The organism is Massilibacteroides sp. (assembly GCF_028705895.1).
Taxonomy (GTDB): Bacteria; Bacteroidota; Bacteroidia; order Bacteroidales; family Tannerellaceae; genus Massilibacteroides.
The window spans coordinates 12,647-34,658 of record NZ_JAQWCQ010000007.1 but is presented as its reverse complement, the minus strand read 5'-3'; the positions used below and the strand labels follow the sequence as shown (position 1 = coordinate 34,658).

Here is a 22,012-nt window from a genome sequence, read left to right as displayed (position 1 = left end):
ATTTGTTTTAACCTATCGAGGTAATCCCATTAAAAACGACATAATCCGAAATCTGTAGCGGAGATGTTAGGAAATGTTTTTAGTAAAAAAGAAGGACTAAATAGGGGATATAGTCCCTTATTTACTCCTTCTTTGTCTGCTGTGTGTTGTTTTTCAGCACTTTTTTCTGTGGAGCTGGAGAGATTCGAACTCTCGTCCAAACGAGGAATTAATTTGCTTTCTACATGTTTATCTTTGCTTTAATTGTCGGGGAGGAGCAAGACCAAAGCTACCAACTCATCCCTTATCCTCTAAAGTTTCGTTTAGCGTACGAGGCTTCCGCTAAACTATCTCCGATATTGCTGCACCACCTGATCGGACCGCTTCGGAGCAACAGCATCCGGGTGATGTAACGTCCCCGCAACTATTGCAGGGATTAAGCTTGAAATCTACTGTACTTCGATTAAGCAGCGTAAGCGTAATTATTTTCGCCAGTTAATTGTTCGCTGTCTGAGATTAAAGTGCAAGGCAACAACGCACTACATGCTTACAAACCACTTCTGCTCGCTGTCAAAACCGGTCAGCCCCATGATTCTGTATATTCGGATGCAAAGATAATGATTTTGGATGATATTATCATTATGTTTGTATATTCTAAAATCGTAAATGAATGGAGAAGTCAAAAGGATATGTACAAAAGGCGTGTGATGTGCCGGTGAAACGATATTGTCAAACGTTGGAGTTGAAAAATGATCCACAATTGATAGAGGAGTATGTAAAGCGTCATAGCGAATTACATCACTGGCCGGAAATAGTAGAAGGGATTCGTTCTGTGGGTATTTTGGAAATGGAAATTTATTTATTAGGAACGACCCTTTTTATGATTGTGGAGACTCCGTTGGATTTTGAGTGGGAGAGGGCTTTTAACAAATTGGCCGAGCTTCCAAGACAAAGTGAATGGGAAACATATATGTCTATATTCCAACAGGCAGATTCAACAGCCACTTCTTCGGAAAAATGGACGTTAATGGATCGGATATTTCATCTGTATGAGAAAAAATAGTTTATTCTAATAATCCTATTTCGCGAAACCAATCTTCAGCTCTGTCAGGCCATTCATTTACCGAAGCACCTGTGTCACGAAGACCATAGCCGTGTCCTCCTTTGCTATATAGATGCATCTCAACAGGAACGCCTGCTTCTTTTAATGCGTAGTAATAAAAAAGACTACTATTAATATATGACTTATCGTCTTCGGTCTGGATAATCATTGTTTGCGGAGTGTCTTTGGTTGGTTTTACCTCTGGCGCAACCTGAAAGTTTTGACTGTCTAAATAGGCGGGATATACTAAAAGACAGAAATCCGGGCGACAACTTACTTTGTCAATTGCATCAATTGCAGGATATGTTTTCTGTAAATAATTATTACTCACTGTTGCTGCAAGATGTGCGCCTGCTGAAAAGCCCATTACCCCAATACTTTTCTCATCAATGTTTAATGTTTTAGCATTGTGTCTTATGTAACTGATGGCACGTTGTACATCTTGAAGCGGTGCTTCGTGTTTTTGTAACCCTTCTCTTCTTGGAACTCTGTATTTTAAGAGTACCGCTGTAATTCCCAGTTCGTTTAACCATTGACACACTTCATCCCCTTCCAGGTCGTACGCTAATATATTATAGCCTCCCCCCGGACACACAATCAATGCCGAGCCATTAGCAAGCTCTTCGGAAGGAGTATAAATCGTTATTGTGGGTTCACTTACTCCAGTAATACGAAGTACAGGCTCTCCTCCTGTAAATCCACCTTCGCGATCTGCTTTTTCCGTTAATCTTGTCGTCTCTCCCGGAGCACCGTCAGGGAATAAAAGTATAGGGCTATCCTGCGCCATAGCTGAATTCATAATAAAACTTACCAATATACAAGTAAAAAGATATTTTAGTCTCATAATAACGAGCTTTTGAAATGGTCAAAACTATGCAACGAATATAGTAATTAATTAAGTCAACTTGATGAAAGAATGTAAATAAATATTTAAACGTATTAATATTCAATGCTTTATGTGGATTTTGCTGTTGAAAAACTCTACATATCTACATCTTTTTCCACAGATGAAAAAGATGGCATTAAAATTTTAATGCAGTGGATAATGGTTGATTGTCAGAAGTAAAGTTTAAAGAAAAAAACAATTGTTGCTTTTGGCCTGCTTTTTGAAATTATTTATGCGTATTAGTTTTTAAGTTTAACTGTTTTAAATTTTAAGGTCATGAAAAAGATTGTGTTAATGATGGCAATTATTGCCGGTGTAGCATTTACGACTCAGAGTGTAGTTGCATTATCAATGGTTTCAGGTATTGAGAGAGTTAATCAAGATGAATTCGTAAAGATTGAGGTGAAAGATTTGCCCCAGACTGTAACAGAGGCTGTACTAAAAGCCAATGAAGGCAGTACGATTAAGGAAGCCTATGTTGCCGGGGTTGATGCCGAAAAGAAGTTCAAAGTTATAATCACGGATAAAGAAGGACAGGATGTAACTTTAATTTTGAACGAAAATGGCGAATTCCTTTCCTGATTTCTGATCTGAAAAGAACCTGATTGTTAGTAAGAGTGGATTCTAAATCTTTTAAAAATTAAGTTTTGCCAAAGATTTAGAGTTCACTTTTTTTGTGCCTACTACTGAAATGATGCATATATTTGTAAATACAGTACAATTTTAAAAGAATATCATGTGTTCACAGTCACAAAAACCATTTTATAAGGATAAGTCAGAGTTGATATTGAGAGACTATTTGGCAATTGAACGGACTAAACTTGCAAATGAGAGAACCTTTTTGTCCTATATTAGAGCTTCTTTGTATTTGTTAGTAGCGGGTTTGGGGCTTACTGAAATAGAAATATTTAAGCATCTGGAATTTATAGGATACCTTGCTTTTATAATAAGTTTTAGTTTTCTTGCGGTTGGAGTTTATCGATTTTTTCAGGTCAAACAGCGGCTTAAAATGAAATAAAATGAAATTTATTGTTCTTATAGATAATTCCCCTTGCCCTTATATGGATTTGAATACAGAACATGGGCTAAGCATTTACTTTGAGGTCGATAATCACAAATGGCTGATGGATGTTGGCGCTTCAGGCAAATTTATTGAAAATGCCGGGCGTTTGGGGATTGATATTCGTGATGTCGATTATTTGATTCTGTCGCATGCACATCGTGACCATACCGGCGGTCTGGAAGATTTTATTAAAAATAATTCGAAAGCACAGATATTTCTTTCCTCCAATATTACAGCAGAAAATTCTTATTATTCAACACGACGGGGCGCGAAACGGGATATTTCTCCGGATTATTCTATGCTGAGAAATAATAGAACACGTTTTGTCCGTGTGGATAAAAACACAAAACTTTCTGAAAGCATTCTGTTGTATTCTGATATTCCTGCTTTGTTCGATATTCCTGTAGCCAACCGAACATTATTGGTTAATGATTCCAGAGATACGTTTATGCATGAAATAGCATTGCGTATTAGTACACCTGAAGGATACGTAGTTCTTTCGGCATGTACGCATCTCGGCATACTAAACACCTTGTTTGCCAGTCAGTCTAAGGATATCTATGCGTATATAGGAGGAACCCATCTTATCGATTCCGATGCTGAAAATCTTTATGAGACGAAAGAACAACTTCTTCAAATAGCTTGTAAAATAAATTCTTTGTATCCCGGAATGAAGCTTATTACAGGTCATTGTACGGGAGCGAATGTTCAAAGAATCTTTTCAGAAATACTTGGCGATGAATTAATCCCATTTTATAGCGGGTTTACTATTGATATATGAAATGGCTATTCAATATATCAATAGTAAGATCTATTTGTTTTACGATTTTTCTTTGTCCTGCTTCAACTTTTTTCTTTTAGCCAGGAATTGAATGTGGATTTATATTTTTCGTAAAACTTTCGGGCTCCGATTTCAGGCTCTCTTTCACTTTCTACATCGTTTATTAACTCCCCTAACATATCATTGCTCAACACGAATTTCTTGAAAAAATCAGCTATTTCCGGTTGATCATCTCTAAAGCCAAGTCGGCTTACAATTCGTATTTCGTCATTCGGATAAATACCTTTAGGATCTTCGAGTGTTTTTAATTTATGCCTGAACCACATGAAATGAGGTTTCCACCCCGTGATTATAATCCATTCGTTCCGGCTTTCAGCCTGGCGAAGAGCGGTGAGCATTGATGTCTCAGAAGACGAAATCTGTTGGAAGTCCAACCCGTACTCAGTAATAGCACGTTCAGTATTGGCATGTATCCCTGCACCGGCCGCAATACCGAATATCTTACCTCCGAATTTATCTTTATTGTTATTAAGCTCTTCTATCGAATTGATATCCACATAATCAGGAACAACTAATCCCGTTACTCCATCATCAAATATTACACCTAAAACATCCAAACGATGCCCGAATCTTCTCCAGTATTCCTGATGAGTGTTGGGAAGCCATGCATCCATATAAACATCGGCATCACCTCTGGAAAGTGCTGCGTAAATAGGTCCCGGTTCTATTCGTTTTAATGATGTTATGTAACCTTTGTCGCGTAATATAACGTCTGCCAGATGAGTCATAGCAATACCTTCCATCCAGTTTGGATAAAGGATTACTACATCTTGCTTGCGCCTGCGTTCACAGGATATTAATGTTAGTATTGCTAATGCAAGTATAAATATATTTCTTAATTTCATTATAATTCTTCTTTTTTATCACCTAATGCCTGAGTCATTCTATCTAATATTATGGCCAGAATCACGATGCAAAGTCCGGCTTCAAAACCTAACGCAACATCTGCTTGCTGAATTCCGGCATATACACTTTCTCCTAATCCACCAGCACCAACCATAGATGCAATAACCACCATTGACAATGCCAGCATGATCACCTGATTTACTCCGGCAAGAATAGTTGGAGTAGCTAAAGGCAATTGTACTTTGAAGAGAGTCTGCCTTGGTGTACAGCCAAAAGCGACAGAGGCTTCAACGATTTCTTTTGGGACTTCTTTAATTCCTAATGTAGTCATTCTTACAGCAGGAGGAAGAGAAAATATTACTGTTGCAAGTACGCCCGGAACATTTCCTACAGAGAAAAACAATATAGCAGGAATAAGATATACAAATGCCGGCATTGTTTGCATAAAATCTAAAAGCGGACGAACAATAATATATATACGTTTATTATGTGCACACCAGATGCCTAATGGAATACCAATAATCAGTACAATCAGTGTGGAAACTAAAACTAATACAAACGTATCAATCATCTGAGTCCAAAAGCCCATCAGATATATCAGACTTAAACCGAGAATGCAAAAAAAGGAAAGACCAAATAAATTTTTCCAGTTCTTTTTACTGATTTTGTACTGTCTGAAACTTTTGTTTTTTACATAAAAAGCTAATATTGCAAAAAGCAGTATTATAATATAAAAAGGAATTGACAATAATCCTTCCTGTAATATATCTACCGTATTTTCTATAAAAATTGTAATTTGATTAAAAACAGGGCGACCTACTTCCGACAACCAATCTACAAACAGTTCTACATATTTACCTATATTCATAATTCTTATTTTATTCTTTAATTAGAAGCGTTTTCTATTATTTCTTTTACCTCTCCGTTGTTATATCCTGTCACAAGTGAGACAACATCGGTGTGATCTACATAACCCAACGGTATACCTTTCTCGTTAACGACCACTAAAGGATATTTTTGTTGTATATATAAAGGAAGAAGGTCGGACAGGGGAGTGCCTGAATTTACTTGCGGAATATCCATAACTATCTTTGACAGATCTTTCTCGTTCTTTTCGAGTAATCGTCGTACATCGCGTTCAACAATATATCCCTGAAAGACTCCTGAATTATTTACAGTGGCCATAAATCTGAAATTATTTTGTGACATTTTGCGAGCCGCATAAGCCGGACCATCTTTCCCTAATACTAATTTTTCTCTGAAAACGCGCATAATAGATGATGCCGTTACAACTTTTGACATATCTACATTTCCAACAAACTCTCTTACATAATCGTTAGCCGGGTGTAATAATATCTCTTCCGGTTCGCCTTGTTGAACAATGACTCCATCATTCATAATTGCAATCCGGCTTCCAAGTTTTACCGCTTCGTCCAGATCGTGAGTAATGAAAATGATTGTTTTCTTCAGACTCTGTTGCAATTCGATTAAATCGTCCTGCATTTGTACACGTATCAGTGGGTCTAATGCGCTAAAAGCCTCGTCCATAAGCAGAATATCCGAGTCTGTAGCAATTGCGCGAGCAATACCTACTCTTTGTTGCATACCTCCACTTAATTGATGCGGATAAGAGTCTTCATAACCTTTCAGTCCGACCAGGTCAATAACTTCACGCGCTTTTCTTAACCGATCTTCCGTAGTCGTTTCCTGTATTTCAAGACCAAAAGCTACATTTTCAACAATAGTACGGTGAGGTAGCAACCCGAAATGCTGGAATACCATTCCTACTTTTTTTCGTCTGAACTCAAGAAGCTCTTTTTTATTCATTTGGGTAATATCCTTACCATCAATCTCGATTGAACCTCTCGTCGGGATATTCAACATATTAAAGCATCTCAATAAAGATGATTTGCCACTACCCGACAGTCCCATTATAACGAAAATTTCTCCTTCATTTATTGTTAAATTCGCATTGTTTACTGCTACCGTACATTTTGTCTTGTTATGTATCTGTTCCTTTGTTGCACCTGATTTCAGCATTTTTATGGCTTGCTTTTTTGACGAACCAAAAATTAAATGCAAATTTTTTACTTCAATTTTATTTCCCATATTTTATCTTTTTATTTAGAAATAATATCCTATATTTATGTTTAACCGTCCGTTCCAACGTGCATCGCTTTTCCCTTCTCCAAGCCCTTGTCCAAAGTAAGAAGTCAGCCAAGGTTGATTCTTCCCTATTGCATAATCTATATATGTATAAATAGGGCCGGACTTAATCAATACTCCCGGAACGATATGAACAGAATTGTGATATTCTGATTTTGCTTTAACAACTACCGAATAGTCAAAATAAGGCTGTATTGATGTAATAAAACGTTTGTTGACAGGGAATGTATAAGCAATACCGGCCAGATATACATTTCCTTTACTTGCTACATCATAAGCAGAGCCATATGCTGCCATCTGTATTACATCCAGCGTCTTGCCATTGTCCGATTCAGCATTAAAATCATATCCTATTGCTTCTGCTTTTATATTCCATCTGCCCGGATTATATACCGCATGCAGAGCCCAGTTCAAACCCCATTTATAATGATCCGATACGCTGTTGTATATTCCTCCCAATTGAAGAGAAAGACCTAATTCCAGATCTTTCAACAAGGAATATCGAACCCGCCCATTCCATTGATTCAATTCGCGAATAGAAGCATCTGTCCGTACTCCATCTGCAATACCGGTAGTGGGGACTATGGCATAAGAATAACGCCCGTTTCCTACAGCGTTATCTGCCGAATCGTCGGCAACAGAACCTTTCGGGGGAGCCTGATGGAAATAAGCAATATCCACCTTCCATTTATTATGTGAATAAGATGTACCTATGCCTGTACCATAAGTATCTTCCAATCCCATATAATAAGGAATTTGAAACCACCATGAATGAGATGCAAAGTCAGCAATCCCGAAAGGACGTTGAAATACCCCCAATTTTGTGTACCACTGGTTGTTTATTTTGTATCCTACATATGCGTGGTGTAGAAAATTGTTTTTTATATCTGAATAAAATCGATATTGAAGACTAAGATCAAATCCGGAATAATGCGCATCAGCATTCAGAAACCAAGTGTCGAGTTTCATTCCGACATCTAAATCGTTATTGGATTCTTCGTAATTTTCTACGATAGTGTTAAATCTAAGTGCTCCACCGATTTTAATATACTCTTTTTCCTGCGCTACTCCTATGTGATAAGAAGCAAATACGAATAGAACTACAACTGAAAATCTTTTAAAAAACATATATTATTTTGTTTATTGTGTGTTATTTAATTGACATGCGACAAGTAACGCTTTCAAATTTTGAAAACGTGATAAGCCAATGATGTCGCTGTAAACATCGACTTCATGCACAACTAAACATGAAAATGGGATATAAACTTGGACGAGATGTCCTGTAGGCGAGAATCTACGAGCCTGCATTCGTCATGCAATGATTCTCTTTCAATGTTATTTAAGACGAAGAAACGACCAAAGTTTTAACATCGTTTCTTCCGACTTCAGACTCTAAAAATCTTACAAAAAATGTAAGAACCCCATCTAAAACGATACAAAGGTATGAAAAATCAGGGTTAAATCAAAACCGAGCGATCGTTTATAGGCTCGGTCTTATATAAAAAAGAAAGGGAATACCCTCAAATTCAGGTATTCCCTCTTTACTTTATAACCGTTAAGATAAACTTATCTCTTTCCTAATTCCATGTCTAAGAAAGCGACATTCTTTTCTCCTAAAAGTTTGAATCTTTCGACTACTTTTTGAGCAGATTCTTCTTCTTCTACTTGCTCACGCACAAATCCCCAAAGGAAATCTTGTGTAGCCTTGTCTTTTTCAGCAGATGCGATGTCAACTAATTTATCGATAGCTTCAGAAACGTGTACTTCGTGTTTATAAACATGCTCTATTACTTCTAAAGGAGATCCCCAACCTGTTGGAACAACATTTACTTGTCCTATTTCAGGATTGCCACCTCTCTTTACACTCCAGTCGATCATTTCATACGCATGTTCCAACTCTTCCTGAGATTGTTTTTTCATCCAATGGGCAAACCCTGTGAGACCCATTTTGTCAAAATATACAGACATGGATAAATACAGATTTGAAGACCACATTTCTTCATTGATTTGCTGATTCAGGGCATCAGATAATTTTTTACTTAAATTCATAACTCTATTATTTTTTAATGCTATATATTTATCTAACAAATGTACGTTTTTTTTGTTGCCTAAAATAACAATCTTCTCCCTATTTATAGTTAGAAATTTTCATCAGACTAACTATAAATAGGGATTGTCTGTTTATATATAAATAGGGAACTTTATCATTTTAAATTAATGAACGGAATTATGGAATATCGTATTGAGAAAGACACCATGGGTGAGGTTAAAGTGCCTGCTGATAAATATTGGGGTGCACAAACCGAAAGATCAAGAAACAATTTCAAGATCGGGCCGGCAGCTTCTATGCCGAAAGAGATTATCTATGCTTTTGCGTATTTAAAGAAGGCAGCAGCATTTACGAATGCGGAATTAGGCGTATTATCTCCTGAAAAACGAGATTTGATTGCGGCTGTTTGTGAAGAAATAATTGCCGGGAAATTGGATGATCAGTTTCCTTTAGTTATCTGGCAGACTGGTTCGGGTACGCAATCGAATATGAATGTCAATGAGGTAATTTCAAATCGTGCATTAGTCTTGAGCGGCGGAAAATTAGGTGAGAAGAGTCCGATTCATCCCAATGATGACGTGAATAAATCGCAATCGTCTAACGATACCTATCCTACAGCTTTGCATATTGCAGCATATACTAAAATTGTAGAGCATACGATTCCTTCTGTAGAAAAACTTCATCAGGCTTTATTGCAGAAGGCTGAGTGTTTTAAAAATATCGTAAAGATCGGACGTACGCATTTGCAGGATGCTACGCCTCTTACCTTGGGACAGGAATTTTCCGGATATGCTGCTCAGGTGGGTTATGCATTACAAGCCATAAAGAAAACGTTGGATCATTTATCTGAGTTGGCGCTTGGTGGTACAGCTGTTGGCACAGGGCTGAATACTCCAAAAGGCTATGATGTCAAAGTCGCTGAATATATTTCATCGTTTACCCGGCATCCTTTCGTAACAGCACCGAATAAATTCGAAGCTCTTGCTTCAAATGATGCTATTGTCGGTACGCATGGTGCGCTGAATCAGCTTGCTGTTGCGCTTTTTAAAATAGCTCAGGATATTCGTCTGCTTGGATCCGGGCCAAGATCGGGAATAGGGGAGTTGCATTTGCCAGAAAATGAACCCGGTTCATCCATTATGCCCGGCAAAGTAAATCCGACTCAAAACGAGGCATTAACGATGGTTTGCGTGCAGGTAATGGGAAATAACGCAGCCATTAGCTTTGCCGGAGCCAATGGTAATTATGAGTTAAATGTGTTTAAACCGGTTCTTGCGGCAAATTTCTTGCAGTCTGCTCAGTTGTTGGGGGATGCTGCGGTTTCCTTTACGGATCATTGTGTTTCAGGAATAGAAGCGAATACCGCACGAATTAATGAATTGGTAAATAATTCGCTTATGCTTGTTACCGCACTGAATCCGCATATTGGTTACGAGAAAGCGGCTAAAATAGCAAAGGCCGCCCACAAAAACGGAACGACCCTTAAAGAAGAGGCTGTAAAATCCGGATTCCTGACTGCCGAAGAGTTCGATGCCTGGGTGCGTCCGGAAGATATGGTACATGGCTTAAAATAAATTCTTAGTACAGGCGTTTGTTGTCAAAGCAGTATCACCAATACTCCTTTTGGACCGTGAGCTCCAACAACAAGCGCTTGTTCTATATCTGCTGTCTTCGAAGGGCCTGAAATAAAGACACCAAAGCAGCTATCATGAAAATTTATTTGCTCATAAGCCTCATGCATATTATTCACAACAGAGTTTTTGTCCAATAGAATAACTAAGTATTCGGAGATAAAACAAATCACCCGCTCTTTCATTAATTGCGGAACCCATACGCAGGCATTTTCTGCAACGCCTATTTCTCCGCGAACAATCGCCAGATCAATGTTCTTCAAATCATGAGCAGAGTTCACGTTGTCCGGGCTTATGGTTGCTAATGTCGTGTCTTCCAGATTCGATGCAATCGTTTTGGCTTCCGGATAATGTAAACTGATCACAGTATCAAGGTCTTCTCCTTGTTTTAGTTCAACAGCTTCACCGCCCACTGCACGAAGCGTTTCCTTAAACTGTGCGATTTTGTCGGCATATTCGATACCTTTAATCGGAAGCACCGGCATATCGTATTGGGTGCGGATCTGTTGTTTTACGCGATTGATTATAGCTGCTTTATTGCTCATGATTACTTCTTTTTTGATTGGCTGCACTTACTTTTCCCTTTTTCCATAACGCGGCAAACGATTCGGAAGCAAATTGCGGAAGTTCACGTCCTTTTCCCCAATCATTCAGTCCGTTGTAAATAAGCGGACGAGGCATGTGGTTGACGATCGGCGCCATTTTTAGTCCTGTCCGGAATAAAGCGGGTCTCTCAAACATGAATTTCATCCCTTCAGACATGACCTTTTTCATCGGATCTGCCTTGCCAAACGAATCAAGATTTTGCCGCCACTTATAGATCTGATCTGCCAGATCGATTTTGACAGGACAAACATTATTACACGAATAGCAGAGTGAACAAGCAGAGAGGTTGTCGTAATATTCTTTCGGAGCATGAAGCATGCCCAGATTTATACCGATCGGGCCCGGAATAAAATAAGTATAAGAATAACCACCGCTTCTACGATAGACCGGACATGTATTCATACAAGCACCACAGCGGATACATTTAAGTGTCTGTATATGGTCTTCATTCGATAAAGCTTCACTTCTTCCGTTGTCCACAATAACCAAGTGCATTTCACACCCTTCACGAGGTTTGCGATAGTGAGACGTATAGGCTGTGACCGGCTGTCCGGTCGCAGAACGAGCCAATAAGCGGATAAAAACCGAAAGTGATTGCAGATTGGGGATAACTTTTTCCATACCCATCGTCACAATATGCAGGGGTGGGAGAGCAGTGCCCATATCGGCATTACCTTCGTTCGTGCAGACCACGATATCTCCTGTTTCGGCAACTCCAAAGTTTGCGCCTGTCATGGCGGCATCGGCTGTTAGAAATTCTTCACGCAGATGCGCCCTTGCAGCACGAGTTAAATAGGTCGGGTCGCTATTGTCCTTTTCAGTATGCAGTTTTTCCTCAAAAAGTTTGCCTACTTCTTGTCGTTTCAGGTGGATCGCCGGCATAACAATATGACTGGGTGGCTCATTCAGTAATTGCAGAATACGTTCACCCAAATCACTTTCTACAACGTTGATCCCTTTGTCTATAAGGTACGGATTGAGATGACATTCTTCGGCAAGCATGGACTTGCTTTTTACTAATTTTCTCACCTTATGACTTTGCAGAATCTCGTACACAATCTGATTATGTTCTTCCGCGTCTTTAGCCCAATGTACTTGTATGCCGTTGGCTTCCGCACGGGTTGAAAATAAATCCAGATAGTGGTCGAGATGCGTTATCGTATGCATTTTAATCTTATGCGCCGTTTCCCGTAAGACTTCCCATTCCGGAAGTTGCATGGCCATTTTGTCTCGTTTATCCCGTACAAAATGCAAAGTTTTATTGTGCCACACCTGCTGTTCTTTATTCTCTATAAACAGATCAGCGGCTTTTGTATGTTTCGTACTCATAACCCTGATGCCAATATTTGCGTTACGTGAATAAATTTGATCGGCAGATTTTCACGTTTAGCTACTCCCTGCATATGCATCAGACAAGAACTATCTGCTCCCGTAATATATTCTGCCCCTGTCTGAATATGGTTACGTAGTTTGTCCTGTCCCATACAGACTGAAACGGAAGGTTCTTCGACAGAGAACATACCCCCGAAACCGCAACATTCGTCCACATAAGCCGGCTCGAATAATTCGATGCCTTCCATTAGCGAAAGTAAATCCTTCACTTTTGAAAACGGAGGAATGTTTAATTCACTGGCAGAAGAGAGATGAAGTTCACGCACTCCGTGACAACTGTTATGAACGCTCACCTTGTGCGGAAATCGTCCCGGAAGTTTGTCCACTTTTACAATGTCATGCAAAAACTCACAGATATCGTAAGTCTTACTGCTTGTACGGCATACATGTCCTTCTTTCTTCAATAAATCGGGGTGATGCTCCCGGACGAAAGCAACACAACTGGCGGATGGCCCCACCACATAATCGTAAGCGTCAAAGATATGGTCGAACTGTTCGGCCAAATGAATCGCTTTGTCCTCAAAGCCTGCATTGGCCATAGGCTGGCCGCAGCAGGTTTGTTCCAAAGGATAATCTACGTCTAAACCAAGGTAATCCAATAATTTATAAGTGGCAACACCCACCTCAGGATAGACTGCGTTTACATAACAAGGGATAAATAACCCTATTTTCATTTACACTAAGCTTTTGTTTCGAGGTACACTACATGTGTTTGCAGGTATTCTTCTAAACCATGTTTGCCGTCTGCTCCTCCGATGCCGGACTTGCGCCAGCCCGCATGGAATCCCTGCATTGCCTCAAAGTTTTCTCTATTAATATATGTCTCGCCAAATTTAAGTGCACGAACCAGTTTGAATGCAGTGTCTAAGTTCTGTGTGTAAACCGAAGAAGTTAATCCGTATTCACAATCATTTGCCCAGGCGATTGCATCTTCAATGTCGGTAAACTCGACAACGGGCAGAACAGGACCGAACGTTTCTTCCTGAATGATGTCCATTTTCTGTGTAGCATTGATCAATACTGTCGGCTCGTAAAAGTAACCTTTATTTCCGATTCTATTACCTCCGCAGACCAATTTTGCACCTTGACTGATTGCTTTTTCTACTTTTGCCTGAACTGTCTTTAATGCTTTCTCTTCAACAAGCGGTCCCATGTCAAGATCAGCTATTTTCGCCGGATTTCCTGCTTTCACCTGTTTCATACCGGCAACTAATTTGTCAATAAACAAGTCTTTTACCTTACTGTGTACATACACCCTTTCAGCACAGTTGCATACTTGTCCGGTATTAATTACACGTGATGCGATGATAGACTTAACCGCTAAATCTAAATCGGCATCGTCCATAACGATAGCAGGAGCTTTTCCTCCTAATTCAAGCGACACTTTCGTGATATTAGGTGCAGCTGCCGCCATTGTTTGTTGTCCTGCTTCTACGCTTCCCGTAAGGCTGACCATACCTACTTTCGGGTTTGAAGCCAGTTCACGACCTAACACGGAGCCTCGTCCGTTAACCAGATTGAATACTCCTGCCGGCAAGCCAACCTCTTCAACGATTTCCGCAAAAACGTAGGCATTGATCGGGGTTATCTGGCTTGGTTTAATTACAATCGTATTTCCCGTTACCAAGGCGGGAGCCGCTTTTCGGGCAATTAAAAAGAACGGAAAGTTCCAGGGTAAAATACCTGTAGTCACCCCAATAGGTTTCTTAAACAAGAATATGTTTTCATGAGGACGGTCGCTTTGAATTATTTCACCTTCGTAACGACGTGCCCATCCGGCCATGTATTCAATATAATCGGCAGTGAAAAGTACTTCAACATTAGCCAACCCTTGTGTCTTACCGCCCTCTGCTACGATAATATCCGTCAATTCTTTTTCTCTTTTCCGTATTCCTTCAGCAATACGCATCAGATAACCTGCACGTTGAATAGCGGGAAGCTTTTCCCATGCCGGTTGCGCTTTGTCGGCAGCATCGATTGCCGAACGTACATCTTCAACAGTTCCATCCGGTTGGACGGCAATAACTTCTTCAGTGGAAGGATTCAAAACATCGATCCATTTTTCGGCTTTGTTCTCAATGAACTTGCCATCAATGAACATTTTCAGATTTCTCATAATTATATAAATTAAGTATAGTAGGAAAACAAATTAATCGCTTATATCGGATCGGTACAAATCCGGTCATCTACAAATTTAGGAAATGCTTTTCCGCTTCGTATTTAATATTTGACATAAAAACTTGTAAAAATGGGAGTGATTCTGACTCAAAAAAAAGGGATCAGTCCGAAATCCCGGTTGTTATTACACTTGGATTATGTCGTTTTTAATGGGATTACCTCGATAGGTTAAAACAAATCGTGGACAGCAAATATAAAAGAGTGAAATGAAAAACAAAATAATAGCAAAATTTGTCATTTTCAGACAAATTGTCGTCGGCTTCAACAGCGTTGTTTTAACGCGCTTTATTAAATAAAATGACAATATATGTCCCTGAAAAACAAACACCGAAAAACCACACTTAAAACGCACGATACGGCATGCCCGTTTTTTTTGAATTATCAAAATTGAACAAAAAAAGGCAATGGATAAAATCTCCCTATTCTTTTTGGAAAAAGATTCTATTCTTTTTTTGAATATAAAGGATATTTTTCAGAAAATAACCTTTATATTTTCGGTAAAAAACGGGCTATTTTAGTCTAAATACAATATTTATTGGTCTGAAACGATGCTATAAATCAAAAAACAAGGATGGACATTTTTTTACGCGTAAGTAAAAGGGCGAAAAAAGTATCTATTTGTCAAAATAAAACACAAAAAATAAAAACTATTCGATTGATTTTAAGGTATTGTAAATTAAGAATATGAACGGGATTGATTTTGTTGGAAGCCTCTGCTCAGCGTAGTCTCTAAACCAATGTCATCAACTTAAGCTATACAGTTTGGCTTTAAGGCTGAAAGCCTGCTATATTATAGCCCAACTGTTAGGGTAGGTTTATACTGTCCTTTCAGGCCGCAAAGGAAGGGTGTCCTATTACCCAACACGTTGTGTTGGGCTGATATATACTCGGCTTTCAGCCGGAATTATTCGATGAATAGTAAGACTAAAGTGGAGCAAGAAGTTTGAGTTGATGACATTGGCCTCTAAAATGCCAGTTTGCAGTATAGACGTATCACGATGGGTGATTACCATAACAACCGGATATTTTGCCTGATCCAAAAAAAGGCATAGTAATATAGAAAAAAATATAAAGGATATAATTGCAATTATATCCTTTATATTTTTCAGTGTAATACATCCGTTGATTTTCAGCACTAAATTTTTAGGCGTAAAACCGGTGTTTTTGTCTCCTTTTTTATACGCGGAAACGCCCTTAAATTTCCGGAATGAATCGTCGTTATTTGATCAACTTAAATCCTGTATAGGGAACTAATGCCTTTGGTATGCGGATTCCTTCCGGGGTTTGATTATTTTCAAGTAAAGCGGCAACTATACGGGGTAATGCTAACGCACTACCATTTAATGTATGGCATAATTGCGTTTTCTTATTTTCGTCGCGATAACGACATTTCAGTCGGTTAGCCTGATAACTTTCGAAATTAGAGACCGAACTAACTTCCAACCAACGTTTCTGAGCTGCAGAATACACCTCAAAGTCAAACGTTAATGCAGAAGTAAAACTAATATCACCTCCACACAAACGAAGAATACGCCAGGGAAGTTCTAACTTTTCCACCAATGTTTGAACGTAGTTGACCATTTCAGTCAAAGAGTCGTAAGAATGTTCCGGTTTGTCAATACGAACGATTTCAACTTTATCGAACTGATGTAAACGATTCAACCCGCGTACATCTTTTCCGTATGAACCTGCTTCACGGCGGAAACAAGCTGAATAAGCTGTGTTTTTAACCGGAAGATCCGATTCATTCAGGATCACATCTCTGTATATATTGGTAACAGGAACTTCTGCCGTCGGAATAAGATAAAGATCATCAGCTGTTGCATGATACATCTGTCCTTCTTTATCCGGTAACTGCCCTGTTCCGTATCCCGAATCCGCATTTACTACATAAGGAGGTTGTATTTCTAAGTAACCTGCTTCACGCGCATTATCCAAGAAGAAATTGATTAATGCCCGTTGCAGACGGCAACCATATCCCTTATATACAGGGAAACCTGCCCCTGTGATTTTTACACCTAATTCAAAGTCGATCAGATCGTACTTTTTTGCCAGATCCCAGTGTGGTAAAGCTTCTTCACCCAGTTCGGGTATAACACCTCCGCTTCTTTCCACCAGATTTTCTTCAGCCGTTCTGCCCTCTGGAACAGATGAGTGCGGAAGATTGGGGATCAATACTAATATGTTCTGAATTTCCTGTTCTGCGTTGGATTTCGTTTCTTCAAGGACTTTATTGCCCTCCTTCATTTCGTTTACCTTGGCACGGGCTGCCTCTGCTTCCTCTTTTTTACCTTCTTTCATCAACTGCCCGATGGTTTTCGATATGGAATTAAGTTCTGCCAGATTCGCATCTAACACAACCTGCGTGTTTCGTCTTGTTTTATCTAACTCAATAACTTTCGTTATTAATTCTTTCGCATCAAAATGCTTTCTTGCTAATCCCTCGATTACTGCATCGGGATTTTCCGTAATTACTTTAAGCGTCAGCATACGTTAACTTCTCTATTTATTGTTCATTAAGTGAAGCAAAGATACGTAAAAAGGAAGTGTTGTATAGTAATACAGGAAGAAAAACTACTTAACGCGCCCTCCGGTGATCCATGTCCGCATATAATAAGGTTCGCTCAGACTACTTACCATAACACCTCGGGAAGTGCTTACATGAATGAATCGTCCATTCTTCAGATAGATACCCACATGATTCGGTGTTTTCTTCTTACCTCTTCCGGTCTGGAAGAAAACCAGATCTCCCTCCCTGAGTTTTCCCCGGCTCACTTTCCGACAATTCTTTTTCAGCATTTCGGCCGACGAGCGGGCTAATTTTATTCCATAAATATCCTGATAGAGAATATTTACGAACCCAGAACAATCCACCCCACGTCTGTTCATGCCACCCAAACGATGAGGTGTTCCTATCCAGTGAGCGCCCGCATTGTAGAGGTAGATATTGTCATCCGGAGTGATCCGCATGCCATATATTCTTCCTAACTCTTTCGGACCCTTAAAATTAGGAGGAAGAGTAACTTGCTGCTTACTGCTACAGGAGGACAGAAACAGAGCGACAAAAAAGAAAAATAGACCTGAAAATAAGAAACGTTTTTCAAACATAGACTGTTAATTTACGTAAGAACGTAAGTACAAAGATAGAAGAAGAGGTGGAGAAATAAAGAGAAGGTTGTACCTTTGAAAGAACAAATTACTGATTATTATGGAGTCATTAATAAAACGGCTTGAAGAAAGAAGCATTAAGCCTACTTCGGTTCGGTTATTGGTGTTAAAAGAAATGCTTGCTTCAAAACAGGCTTTTAGTTTGGGTAGCTTAGAAGAAGCTTTAGATACTGTAGATAAGTCAACACTTTCCCGCACGATAACGTTGTTTCATGATCATTTGCTTATTCATAGTATAGATGATGGTTCGGGAACAATGAAATATTCTGTTTGTAGTCCTGACTGTATGTGTTCTTTAAAAGACCTTCATGTGCATTTTACCTGTCGCAGATGCGAAAAAACATTTTGCTTTGAGAGTATCTCTATTCCGACTGTTCAATTACCCAAGGGTTTCCGATTGGAAAATGTAAACTTTGTTTTGAAAGGATTGTGTGATGCCTGTTCAAAGTTTGCAACTTAGTTGCACAAAAACATCCTTACTTTTGCTTTTGATGATTAAAGACAATGATTATGGGACATTCACATGAACATGAACATGGACAGGAAAGAGAAAAGCATTGGAAAAAATATCTTCCTGCAAGTATTAGTTTTATTTTACTTTTAACAGGTCTTGCGTTAGACCATTTTTTGCCGGATTCGTTTTTTAAAGGTTATGTTAGGTTAATATGGTATATAATTGCTTATTTACCTGTTGGTTTTCCGGTACTTAAAGAATCTGCTGAGTTTATTCTGCAAAAAGATTTTTTCAATGAATTTACATTGATGTCGATCGCCACAATTGGCGCATTTGCAATCGGGGAATATCCGGAAGGAGTTGCTGTTATGCTGTTTTACAGTGTCGGTGAATTGTTTCAGGATTCTGCAGTAAGTAAAGCTCAGAAAAACATAAAAGCATTATTAGATATACGACCGGATTCTGCATCTGTGCTAAGAAATGGAGCCTTTGTGACTGTTAAACCGGAAGAAGTGAAGATTGGCGAAAAGATACGTGTCAAACCGGGAGAACGGGTTCCTCTTGACGGAATACTTGTTTTGTCTCAAGGTAGTTTTAATACGTCTGCCCTTACCGGTGAAAGTAAACCTAAACGAATCAGCGATGGTGAAACAGCCTTAGCCGGTATGATTAATTTAGATAATGTTGTTGAAATAGAAGTTACCAAGACGTATTCTGATAGTTCTCTTGCTAAAATTCTGGAACTGGTTCAACATGCTTCTTCCCGAAAAGCAAAGACAGAACTATTAATACGTCGCTTTGCCCGTATCTATACTCCGGCTGTTTTCTTTTTGGCTGTTGCGCTGACTTTATTACCCTACTTTTTTGTCGCAGATTATGTGTTTAGCGAATGGCTTTACAGAGCGTTGGTATTCTTGGTTATTTCCTGCCCTTGCGCTTTGGTTATATCCGTGCCGCTGGGGTATTTCGGTGGAATCGGAGCTGCATCAAAACATGGGGTTCTTTTTAAAGGAGCGAACTATCTTGATCTGATGACGCACGTTAATACCGTTGTGATGGATAAGACTGGAACGTTGACTCATGGTGTTTTTGATGTACAAGAGATACATTCTGCGACAGGTGACGACAAGCAATTACTTGCTTTAGCTGCTGCTATTGAGTCATTCTCGAATCATCCGATAGCAAAAGCAATAACTGCGTACACAAAAGATTCAGGACAGAAGTTAGAAGTCATCAATGTAAAAGAAATACCGGGACATGGACTCGAAGGTGAATTAGACGGTAAAACAGTTTTGGCCGGTAACGTTAAGCTTCTAAAGAAATATGGTATATCCTATGATTCTGCGGTTGATGAGGTTGTCGATACGAATGTTGTTGTTGCCTATAATAATGAATATATTGGCTATATAACTATTGCGGATAAGGAAAAAGAAGATGCCGCTGATGCAATTACACAGATGAAAGAATTAGGCATACGAAACACGATTATGCTTAGTGGTGATAAATCAACTATAACGCAAAAGTTGGCAAGTAAATTAGGACTGACCGCAGCCTATGGGGATTTATTACCGGAAGAGAAAGTAAGCCATATAGAAGAACTCAAGGCAGATAAAACAAATTGCATTGCCTTTGTAGGTGATGGTATTAATGATGCCCCGGCATTAGCCTTGAGCGATGTGGGTATTGCTATGGGTGGAATGGGGAGCGATGCGGCAATTGAAGTGGCTGATGTCATTATTCAGACCGATCAACCGTCTAAGATTGCAACGGCTATACGGATCGCGAAATATACACGAAGTATAGTCCTTCAAAATATTGTTCTGGCTATTTCTATCAAGCTTCTTGTTTTGCTACTTGGAGCTTTGGGAATCGCTTCAATGTGGGGAGCTGTGTTTGCAGACGTAGGGGTTGCTCTACTTGCCATACTGAATTCAGTCCGTGGTTTAGGCAAGAAATTCTGATAGAACGAGACTTAATTTTGTTTTTGTCTATCATAAACGCCCTGTTGTATATTATATTTTTATGCATCTGTTTGTTCGTCTATATTTGCCCACAACAAATTTTATAAAGATTATCAGTATGAATGCTAAGAAAATGTTTTTATCAATGGGGCTTATCTTATTTAGCGCCGGACTATTGTACGCTCAATCATCAGAAGAACGAAAATCTTCTTTTCAACTTACGTTTGTGCCGCCGTTAGGTACACAGGGAATATTTGCTTCACAGTACACGAATCAAGTTTCTTTAAATATAATCGCGGGGATTTCAAAGAATGAAAATGTCTTCACATTAGGAGGAGTCGCCAATCTTGTTAAAGAAAATGCTTCCGGATTCCAATTAGCCGGTGTAACCAATTATGTAGGAAACAGTAGCTCCGGATTTCAATTAGCCGGTGTTTATAACGGAATTGGCGGAGAGGGTAACGGTATTCTGATGGCAGGTGTGGCCAATTCATCCAGAGCATATAGCGGAACGCAGATTGCAGGAGTCATGAATGTGGCCGGTAATCTGGATGGAACTCAGTTGGCCGGCGTAATAAATGTTGCCAAACGCGTAAAAGGTGTTCAGATAGCGGCCCTATTAAATATTGCTGAAGAAAGTGATTACCCAAGCAAACTTTTATTCGTGTTAGCAAATCATATATCGTAAATACGAAGCATATCGATTCGTACGACAATAATGAGATTTATATAAAAAGTCATATTGTTTCTATCGGTAATGCCTATAGAGATAATTTTCTGGATAATTTCGTGAAGCAACAAAATCGTTGAACAGTCCGATTTCTTTACTTTCTAAAGGCGTTAGCTAATCGCTGTAGGAAAGAAAGAGCTGGTTCTTGTTTGATCGGGCTGAAAAAGTCTTGCTTAATGCGCTCCTTGTTTTTCTCTAACGTTTGTTTCGCAACTATATATCCGGTCTTGTAAATTTCCGCAGCTTTATTCAGATCAAAAAGCGGAAATTTCCCAATCTCCGTCGATTCGATTAAGTAATCACAAATATCTCTGTCCGGTAAGGCATTAGCTACCATAAGATAATGTAAAGACCGCTCAATAATATATTTGAATGATCTGTTATATTTTTGCGGACAAAGAGGGCTTATGTTTATACCAATCAGTTTCTCGCAATCATCGCGGATTACTGAAGCCGGAAGGTTCACAAAAAGACCGCCGTCAACCAAGTATTTTCCTCCGATTTCTATTGGTTCAAAGACAATAGGAACAGCACAAGAAGCCAGAATCGGTTCAATAAGTTCACCTTTATCAAAGAGGATACTTTCGCCGGTTTCAATGTTGGAAGTCATAACCCGTAGAGGGATGCGTAATTCTTCAAATGTCTTTGCACGAATGTTTTCTTTAAGAAAAGTCCTTAGTCCGTTCATCTTAAAAAAACTATTTCGCGGTAAAGAAGTCGTTGCCAATTCGGTGAATTTGACATTTTTAAAAAGTTTCAAGGTCTCTTGCGGTGTATAACCATCAGCATAAAAAACACCGGCTAAAGAGCCTGCGCTTGTTCCTGAAATAATATCAGGTTTTAATCCAAGTTCTTCAATGGCCTCAAAGGCTCCAAGATGAGCAAATCCACGTGCTCCACCACCTGCCAAAGCCAGGCCTAATTTGTAAGGTGCTTTCGCTTCTTTATCTGGCATGATT

Annotated in this window: 23 protein-coding genes and 1 other RNA gene; 9 read left to right on the top strand and 15 right to left on the bottom strand. The window is 39.2% G+C overall.

Going from position 1 to position 22,012, the window contains the following annotated elements:
- Positions 1-166: 166 nt before the first annotated feature.
- Positions 167-567: a transfer-messenger RNA gene (ssrA, locus tag PHT93_RS02985) on the bottom strand.
- Positions 568-649: 82 nt separating this feature from the next.
- Here ssrA and PHT93_RS02980 point away from each other — a divergent pair.
- Positions 650-1,042, top strand: coding sequence for an L-rhamnose mutarotase (locus PHT93_RS02980; RefSeq protein WP_300239272.1), 393 nt, complete (start codon positions 650-652; stop codon positions 1,040-1,042).
- 1 nt (position 1,043) lies between these two features.
- Here PHT93_RS02980 and PHT93_RS02975 read toward each other — a convergent pair whose 3' ends face one another.
- The gene (locus tag PHT93_RS02975) at positions 1,044-1,925 is read right to left on the bottom strand and encodes an alpha/beta hydrolase (protein WP_300239269.1); all 882 of its coding nucleotides are present in this window, start codon (positions 1,923-1,925) and stop codon (positions 1,044-1,046) included.
- A gap of 318 nt (positions 1,926-2,243) precedes the next feature.
- Here PHT93_RS02975 and PHT93_RS02970 point away from each other — a divergent pair, with 318 nt between their 5' ends.
- From PHT93_RS02970 to PHT93_RS02960, 3 genes are all read left to right on the top strand, one after another.
- Entirely contained in the window at positions 2,244-2,549 is a 306-nt protein-coding gene (locus PHT93_RS02970; RefSeq protein WP_300239267.1) for a hypothetical protein, read from the top strand.
- Between the two features lie 154 nt (positions 2,550-2,703).
- Positions 2,704-2,985: a DUF202 domain-containing protein gene (locus tag PHT93_RS02965; protein WP_300239265.1), complete on the top strand. Its 282-nt coding sequence runs from the start codon at positions 2,704-2,706 to the stop codon at positions 2,983-2,985.
- Position 2,986: 1 nt separating this feature from the next.
- On the top strand, positions 2,987-3,811 hold the full coding sequence (locus tag PHT93_RS02960; protein ID WP_300239263.1) for an MBL fold metallo-hydrolase: 825 nt from the start codon (positions 2,987-2,989) through the stop codon (positions 3,809-3,811).
- A 62-nt stretch (positions 3,812-3,873) separates the two neighbouring features.
- Here the strand turns inward: PHT93_RS02960 and PHT93_RS02955 are convergent, their stop codons facing one another.
- The 5 genes from PHT93_RS02955 to PHT93_RS02935 form a co-directional block, all read right to left on the bottom strand.
- Complete coding sequence (locus PHT93_RS02955; protein WP_300239261.1) at positions 3,874-4,716, bottom strand: glycine betaine ABC transporter substrate-binding protein; 843 nt, start codon at positions 4,714-4,716, stop codon at positions 3,874-3,876.
- Positions 4,716-5,588: a proline/glycine betaine ABC transporter permease gene (locus tag PHT93_RS02950; RefSeq protein ID WP_300239414.1), complete on the bottom strand. Its 873-nt coding sequence runs from the start codon at positions 5,586-5,588 to the stop codon at positions 4,716-4,718. Before PHT93_RS02950 ends, PHT93_RS02955 begins: the two co-directional genes overlap by 1 nt.
- 14 nt (positions 5,589-5,602) lie before the next feature.
- A complete protein-coding gene (locus tag PHT93_RS02945) occupies positions 5,603-6,826 on the bottom strand; it encodes a glycine betaine/L-proline ABC transporter ATP-binding protein (protein WP_300239258.1) in 1,224 nt (407 codons plus the stop codon).
- Positions 6,827-6,841: 15 nt separating this feature from the next.
- Complete coding sequence (locus PHT93_RS02940) at positions 6,842-8,011, bottom strand: porin (RefSeq protein WP_300239255.1); 1,170 nt, start codon at positions 8,009-8,011, stop codon at positions 6,842-6,844.
- 438 nt (positions 8,012-8,449) lie between these two features.
- Entirely contained in the window at positions 8,450-8,932 is a 483-nt protein-coding gene (locus tag PHT93_RS02935; RefSeq protein WP_300239253.1) for a ferritin, read from the bottom strand.
- Positions 8,933-9,112: 180 nt separating this feature from the next.
- On the opposite strand from PHT93_RS02935, the gene fumC reads away from it, so the two are divergent.
- Positions 9,113-10,507: a class II fumarate hydratase gene (fumC, locus tag PHT93_RS02930; protein WP_300239251.1), complete on the top strand. Its 1,395-nt coding sequence runs from the start codon at positions 9,113-9,115 to the stop codon at positions 10,505-10,507.
- 23 nt (positions 10,508-10,530) lie between these two features.
- On the opposite strand, the gene PHT93_RS02925 is transcribed toward fumC, so the two are convergent.
- From PHT93_RS02925 to PHT93_RS02895, 7 genes are all read right to left on the bottom strand, one after another.
- Positions 10,531-11,109, bottom strand: coding sequence for an LUD domain-containing protein (locus tag PHT93_RS02925; RefSeq protein ID WP_300239248.1), 579 nt, complete (start codon positions 11,107-11,109; stop codon positions 10,531-10,533).
- Positions 11,099-12,499: a lactate utilization protein B gene (locus PHT93_RS02920; RefSeq protein WP_300239246.1), complete on the bottom strand. Its 1,401-nt coding sequence runs from the start codon at positions 12,497-12,499 to the stop codon at positions 11,099-11,101. The genes PHT93_RS02925 and PHT93_RS02920 overlap by 11 nt, the downstream gene beginning before the upstream one ends.
- Positions 12,496-13,236 carry a (Fe-S)-binding protein gene (locus tag PHT93_RS02915; protein WP_300239243.1) on the bottom strand — a complete coding sequence of 247 codons (741 nt, stop codon included), beginning with the start codon at positions 13,234-13,236 and terminating at the stop codon, positions 12,496-12,498. Before PHT93_RS02915 ends, PHT93_RS02920 begins: the two co-directional genes overlap by 4 nt.
- A gap of 5 nt (positions 13,237-13,241) precedes the next feature.
- Positions 13,242-14,678: an aldehyde dehydrogenase gene (gene aldA / locus PHT93_RS02910; protein WP_300239241.1), complete on the bottom strand. Its 1,437-nt coding sequence runs from the start codon at positions 14,676-14,678 to the stop codon at positions 13,242-13,244.
- 916 nt (positions 14,679-15,594) lie between these two features.
- On the bottom strand, positions 15,595-15,780 hold the full coding sequence (locus PHT93_RS02905) for a hypothetical protein (protein ID WP_300239239.1): 186 nt from the start codon (positions 15,778-15,780) through the stop codon (positions 15,595-15,597).
- Positions 15,781-15,958: 178 nt separating this feature from the next.
- Positions 15,959-17,230 (bottom strand): serine--tRNA ligase, encoded by a 1,272-nt coding sequence (serS, locus tag PHT93_RS02900; protein WP_300239237.1) that lies wholly within the window; start codon positions 17,228-17,230, stop codon positions 15,959-15,961.
- A gap of 84 nt (positions 17,231-17,314) precedes the next feature.
- Positions 17,315-17,848, bottom strand: a complete 534-nt coding sequence (locus PHT93_RS02895) for an NlpC/P60 family protein (protein WP_300239234.1) — start codon at positions 17,846-17,848, stop codon at positions 17,315-17,317.
- Positions 17,849-17,945: 97 nt separating this feature from the next.
- Here PHT93_RS02895 and PHT93_RS02890 point away from each other — a divergent pair, with 97 nt between their 5' ends.
- From PHT93_RS02890 to PHT93_RS02875, 4 genes are all read left to right on the top strand, one after another.
- Positions 17,946-18,368: a transcriptional repressor gene (locus PHT93_RS02890; protein WP_300239412.1), complete on the top strand. Its 423-nt coding sequence runs from the start codon at positions 17,946-17,948 to the stop codon at positions 18,366-18,368.
- 50 nt (positions 18,369-18,418) lie between these two features.
- Positions 18,419-20,323, top strand: a complete 1,905-nt coding sequence (locus PHT93_RS02885) for a heavy metal translocating P-type ATPase (protein WP_300239231.1) — start codon at positions 18,419-18,421, stop codon at positions 20,321-20,323.
- A 118-nt stretch (positions 20,324-20,441) separates the two neighbouring features.
- Positions 20,442-21,011 carry a hypothetical protein gene (locus PHT93_RS02880; protein WP_300239228.1) on the top strand — a complete coding sequence of 190 codons (570 nt, stop codon included), beginning with the start codon at positions 20,442-20,444 and terminating at the stop codon, positions 21,009-21,011.
- On the top strand, positions 20,984-21,133 hold the full coding sequence (locus PHT93_RS02875) for a hypothetical protein (protein WP_363318614.1): 150 nt from the start codon (positions 20,984-20,986) through the stop codon (positions 21,131-21,133). Before PHT93_RS02880 ends, PHT93_RS02875 begins: the two co-directional genes overlap by 28 nt.
- Before the next feature lie 14 nt (positions 21,134-21,147).
- On the opposite strand, the gene PHT93_RS02870 is transcribed toward PHT93_RS02875, so the two are convergent.
- Complete coding sequence (locus tag PHT93_RS02870; protein ID WP_300239227.1) at positions 21,148-22,008, bottom strand: patatin-like phospholipase family protein; 861 nt, start codon at positions 22,006-22,008, stop codon at positions 21,148-21,150.
- Positions 22,009-22,012: the final 4 nt, after the last annotated feature.

Excerpts from the sequence above, each read along its gene's own strand:
- PHT93_RS02980 (WP_300239272.1), top strand. The coding sequence starts at position 650 with ATGGAGAAGTCAAAAGGATATGTACAAAAGGCGTGTGATGTGCCGGTG.
- PHT93_RS02975 (WP_300239269.1), bottom strand. The coding sequence starts at position 1,925 with ATGAGACTAAAATATCTTTTTACTTGTATATTGGTAAGTTTTATTATG.
- PHT93_RS02970 (WP_300239267.1), top strand. The coding sequence starts at position 2,244 with ATGAAAAAGATTGTGTTAATGATGGCAATTATTGCCGGTGTAGCATTT.
- PHT93_RS02965 (WP_300239265.1), top strand. The coding sequence starts at position 2,704 with ATGTGTTCACAGTCACAAAAACCATTTTATAAGGATAAGTCAGAGTTG.
- PHT93_RS02960 (WP_300239263.1), top strand. The coding sequence starts at position 2,987 with ATGAAATTTATTGTTCTTATAGATAATTCCCCTTGCCCTTATATGGAT.
- PHT93_RS02955 (WP_300239261.1), bottom strand. The coding sequence starts at position 4,716 with ATGAAATTAAGAAATATATTTATACTTGCATTAGCAATACTAACATTA.
- PHT93_RS02945 (WP_300239258.1), bottom strand. The coding sequence starts at position 6,826 with ATGGGAAATAAAATTGAAGTAAAAAATTTGCATTTAATTTTTGGTTCG.
- PHT93_RS02940 (WP_300239255.1), bottom strand. The coding sequence starts at position 8,011 with ATGTTTTTTAAAAGATTTTCAGTTGTAGTTCTATTCGTATTTGCTTCT.
- PHT93_RS02935 (WP_300239253.1), bottom strand. The coding sequence starts at position 8,932 with ATGAATTTAAGTAAAAAATTATCTGATGCCCTGAATCAGCAAATCAAT.
- fumC (WP_300239251.1), top strand. The coding sequence starts at position 9,113 with ATGGAATATCGTATTGAGAAAGACACCATGGGTGAGGTTAAAGTGCCT.
- PHT93_RS02925 (WP_300239248.1), bottom strand. The coding sequence starts at position 11,109 with ATGAGCAATAAAGCAGCTATAATCAATCGCGTAAAACAACAGATCCGC.
- PHT93_RS02920 (WP_300239246.1), bottom strand. The coding sequence starts at position 12,499 with ATGAGTACGAAACATACAAAAGCCGCTGATCTGTTTATAGAGAATAAA.
- PHT93_RS02915 (WP_300239243.1), bottom strand. The coding sequence starts at position 13,236 with ATGAAAATAGGGTTATTTATCCCTTGTTATGTAAACGCAGTCTATCCT.
- aldA (WP_300239241.1), bottom strand. The coding sequence starts at position 14,678 with ATGAGAAATCTGAAAATGTTCATTGATGGCAAGTTCATTGAGAACAAA.
- serS (WP_300239237.1), bottom strand. The coding sequence starts at position 17,230 with ATGCTGACGCTTAAAGTAATTACGGAAAATCCCGATGCAGTAATCGAG.
- PHT93_RS02895 (WP_300239234.1), bottom strand. The coding sequence starts at position 17,848 with ATGTTTGAAAAACGTTTCTTATTTTCAGGTCTATTTTTCTTTTTTGTC.
- PHT93_RS02885 (WP_300239231.1), top strand. The coding sequence starts at position 18,419 with ATGGGACATTCACATGAACATGAACATGGACAGGAAAGAGAAAAGCAT.
- PHT93_RS02880 (WP_300239228.1), top strand. The coding sequence starts at position 20,442 with ATGAATGCTAAGAAAATGTTTTTATCAATGGGGCTTATCTTATTTAGC.
- PHT93_RS02870 (WP_300239227.1), bottom strand. The coding sequence starts at position 22,008 with ATGCCAGATAAAGAAGCGAAAGCACCTTACAAATTAGGCCTGGCTTTG.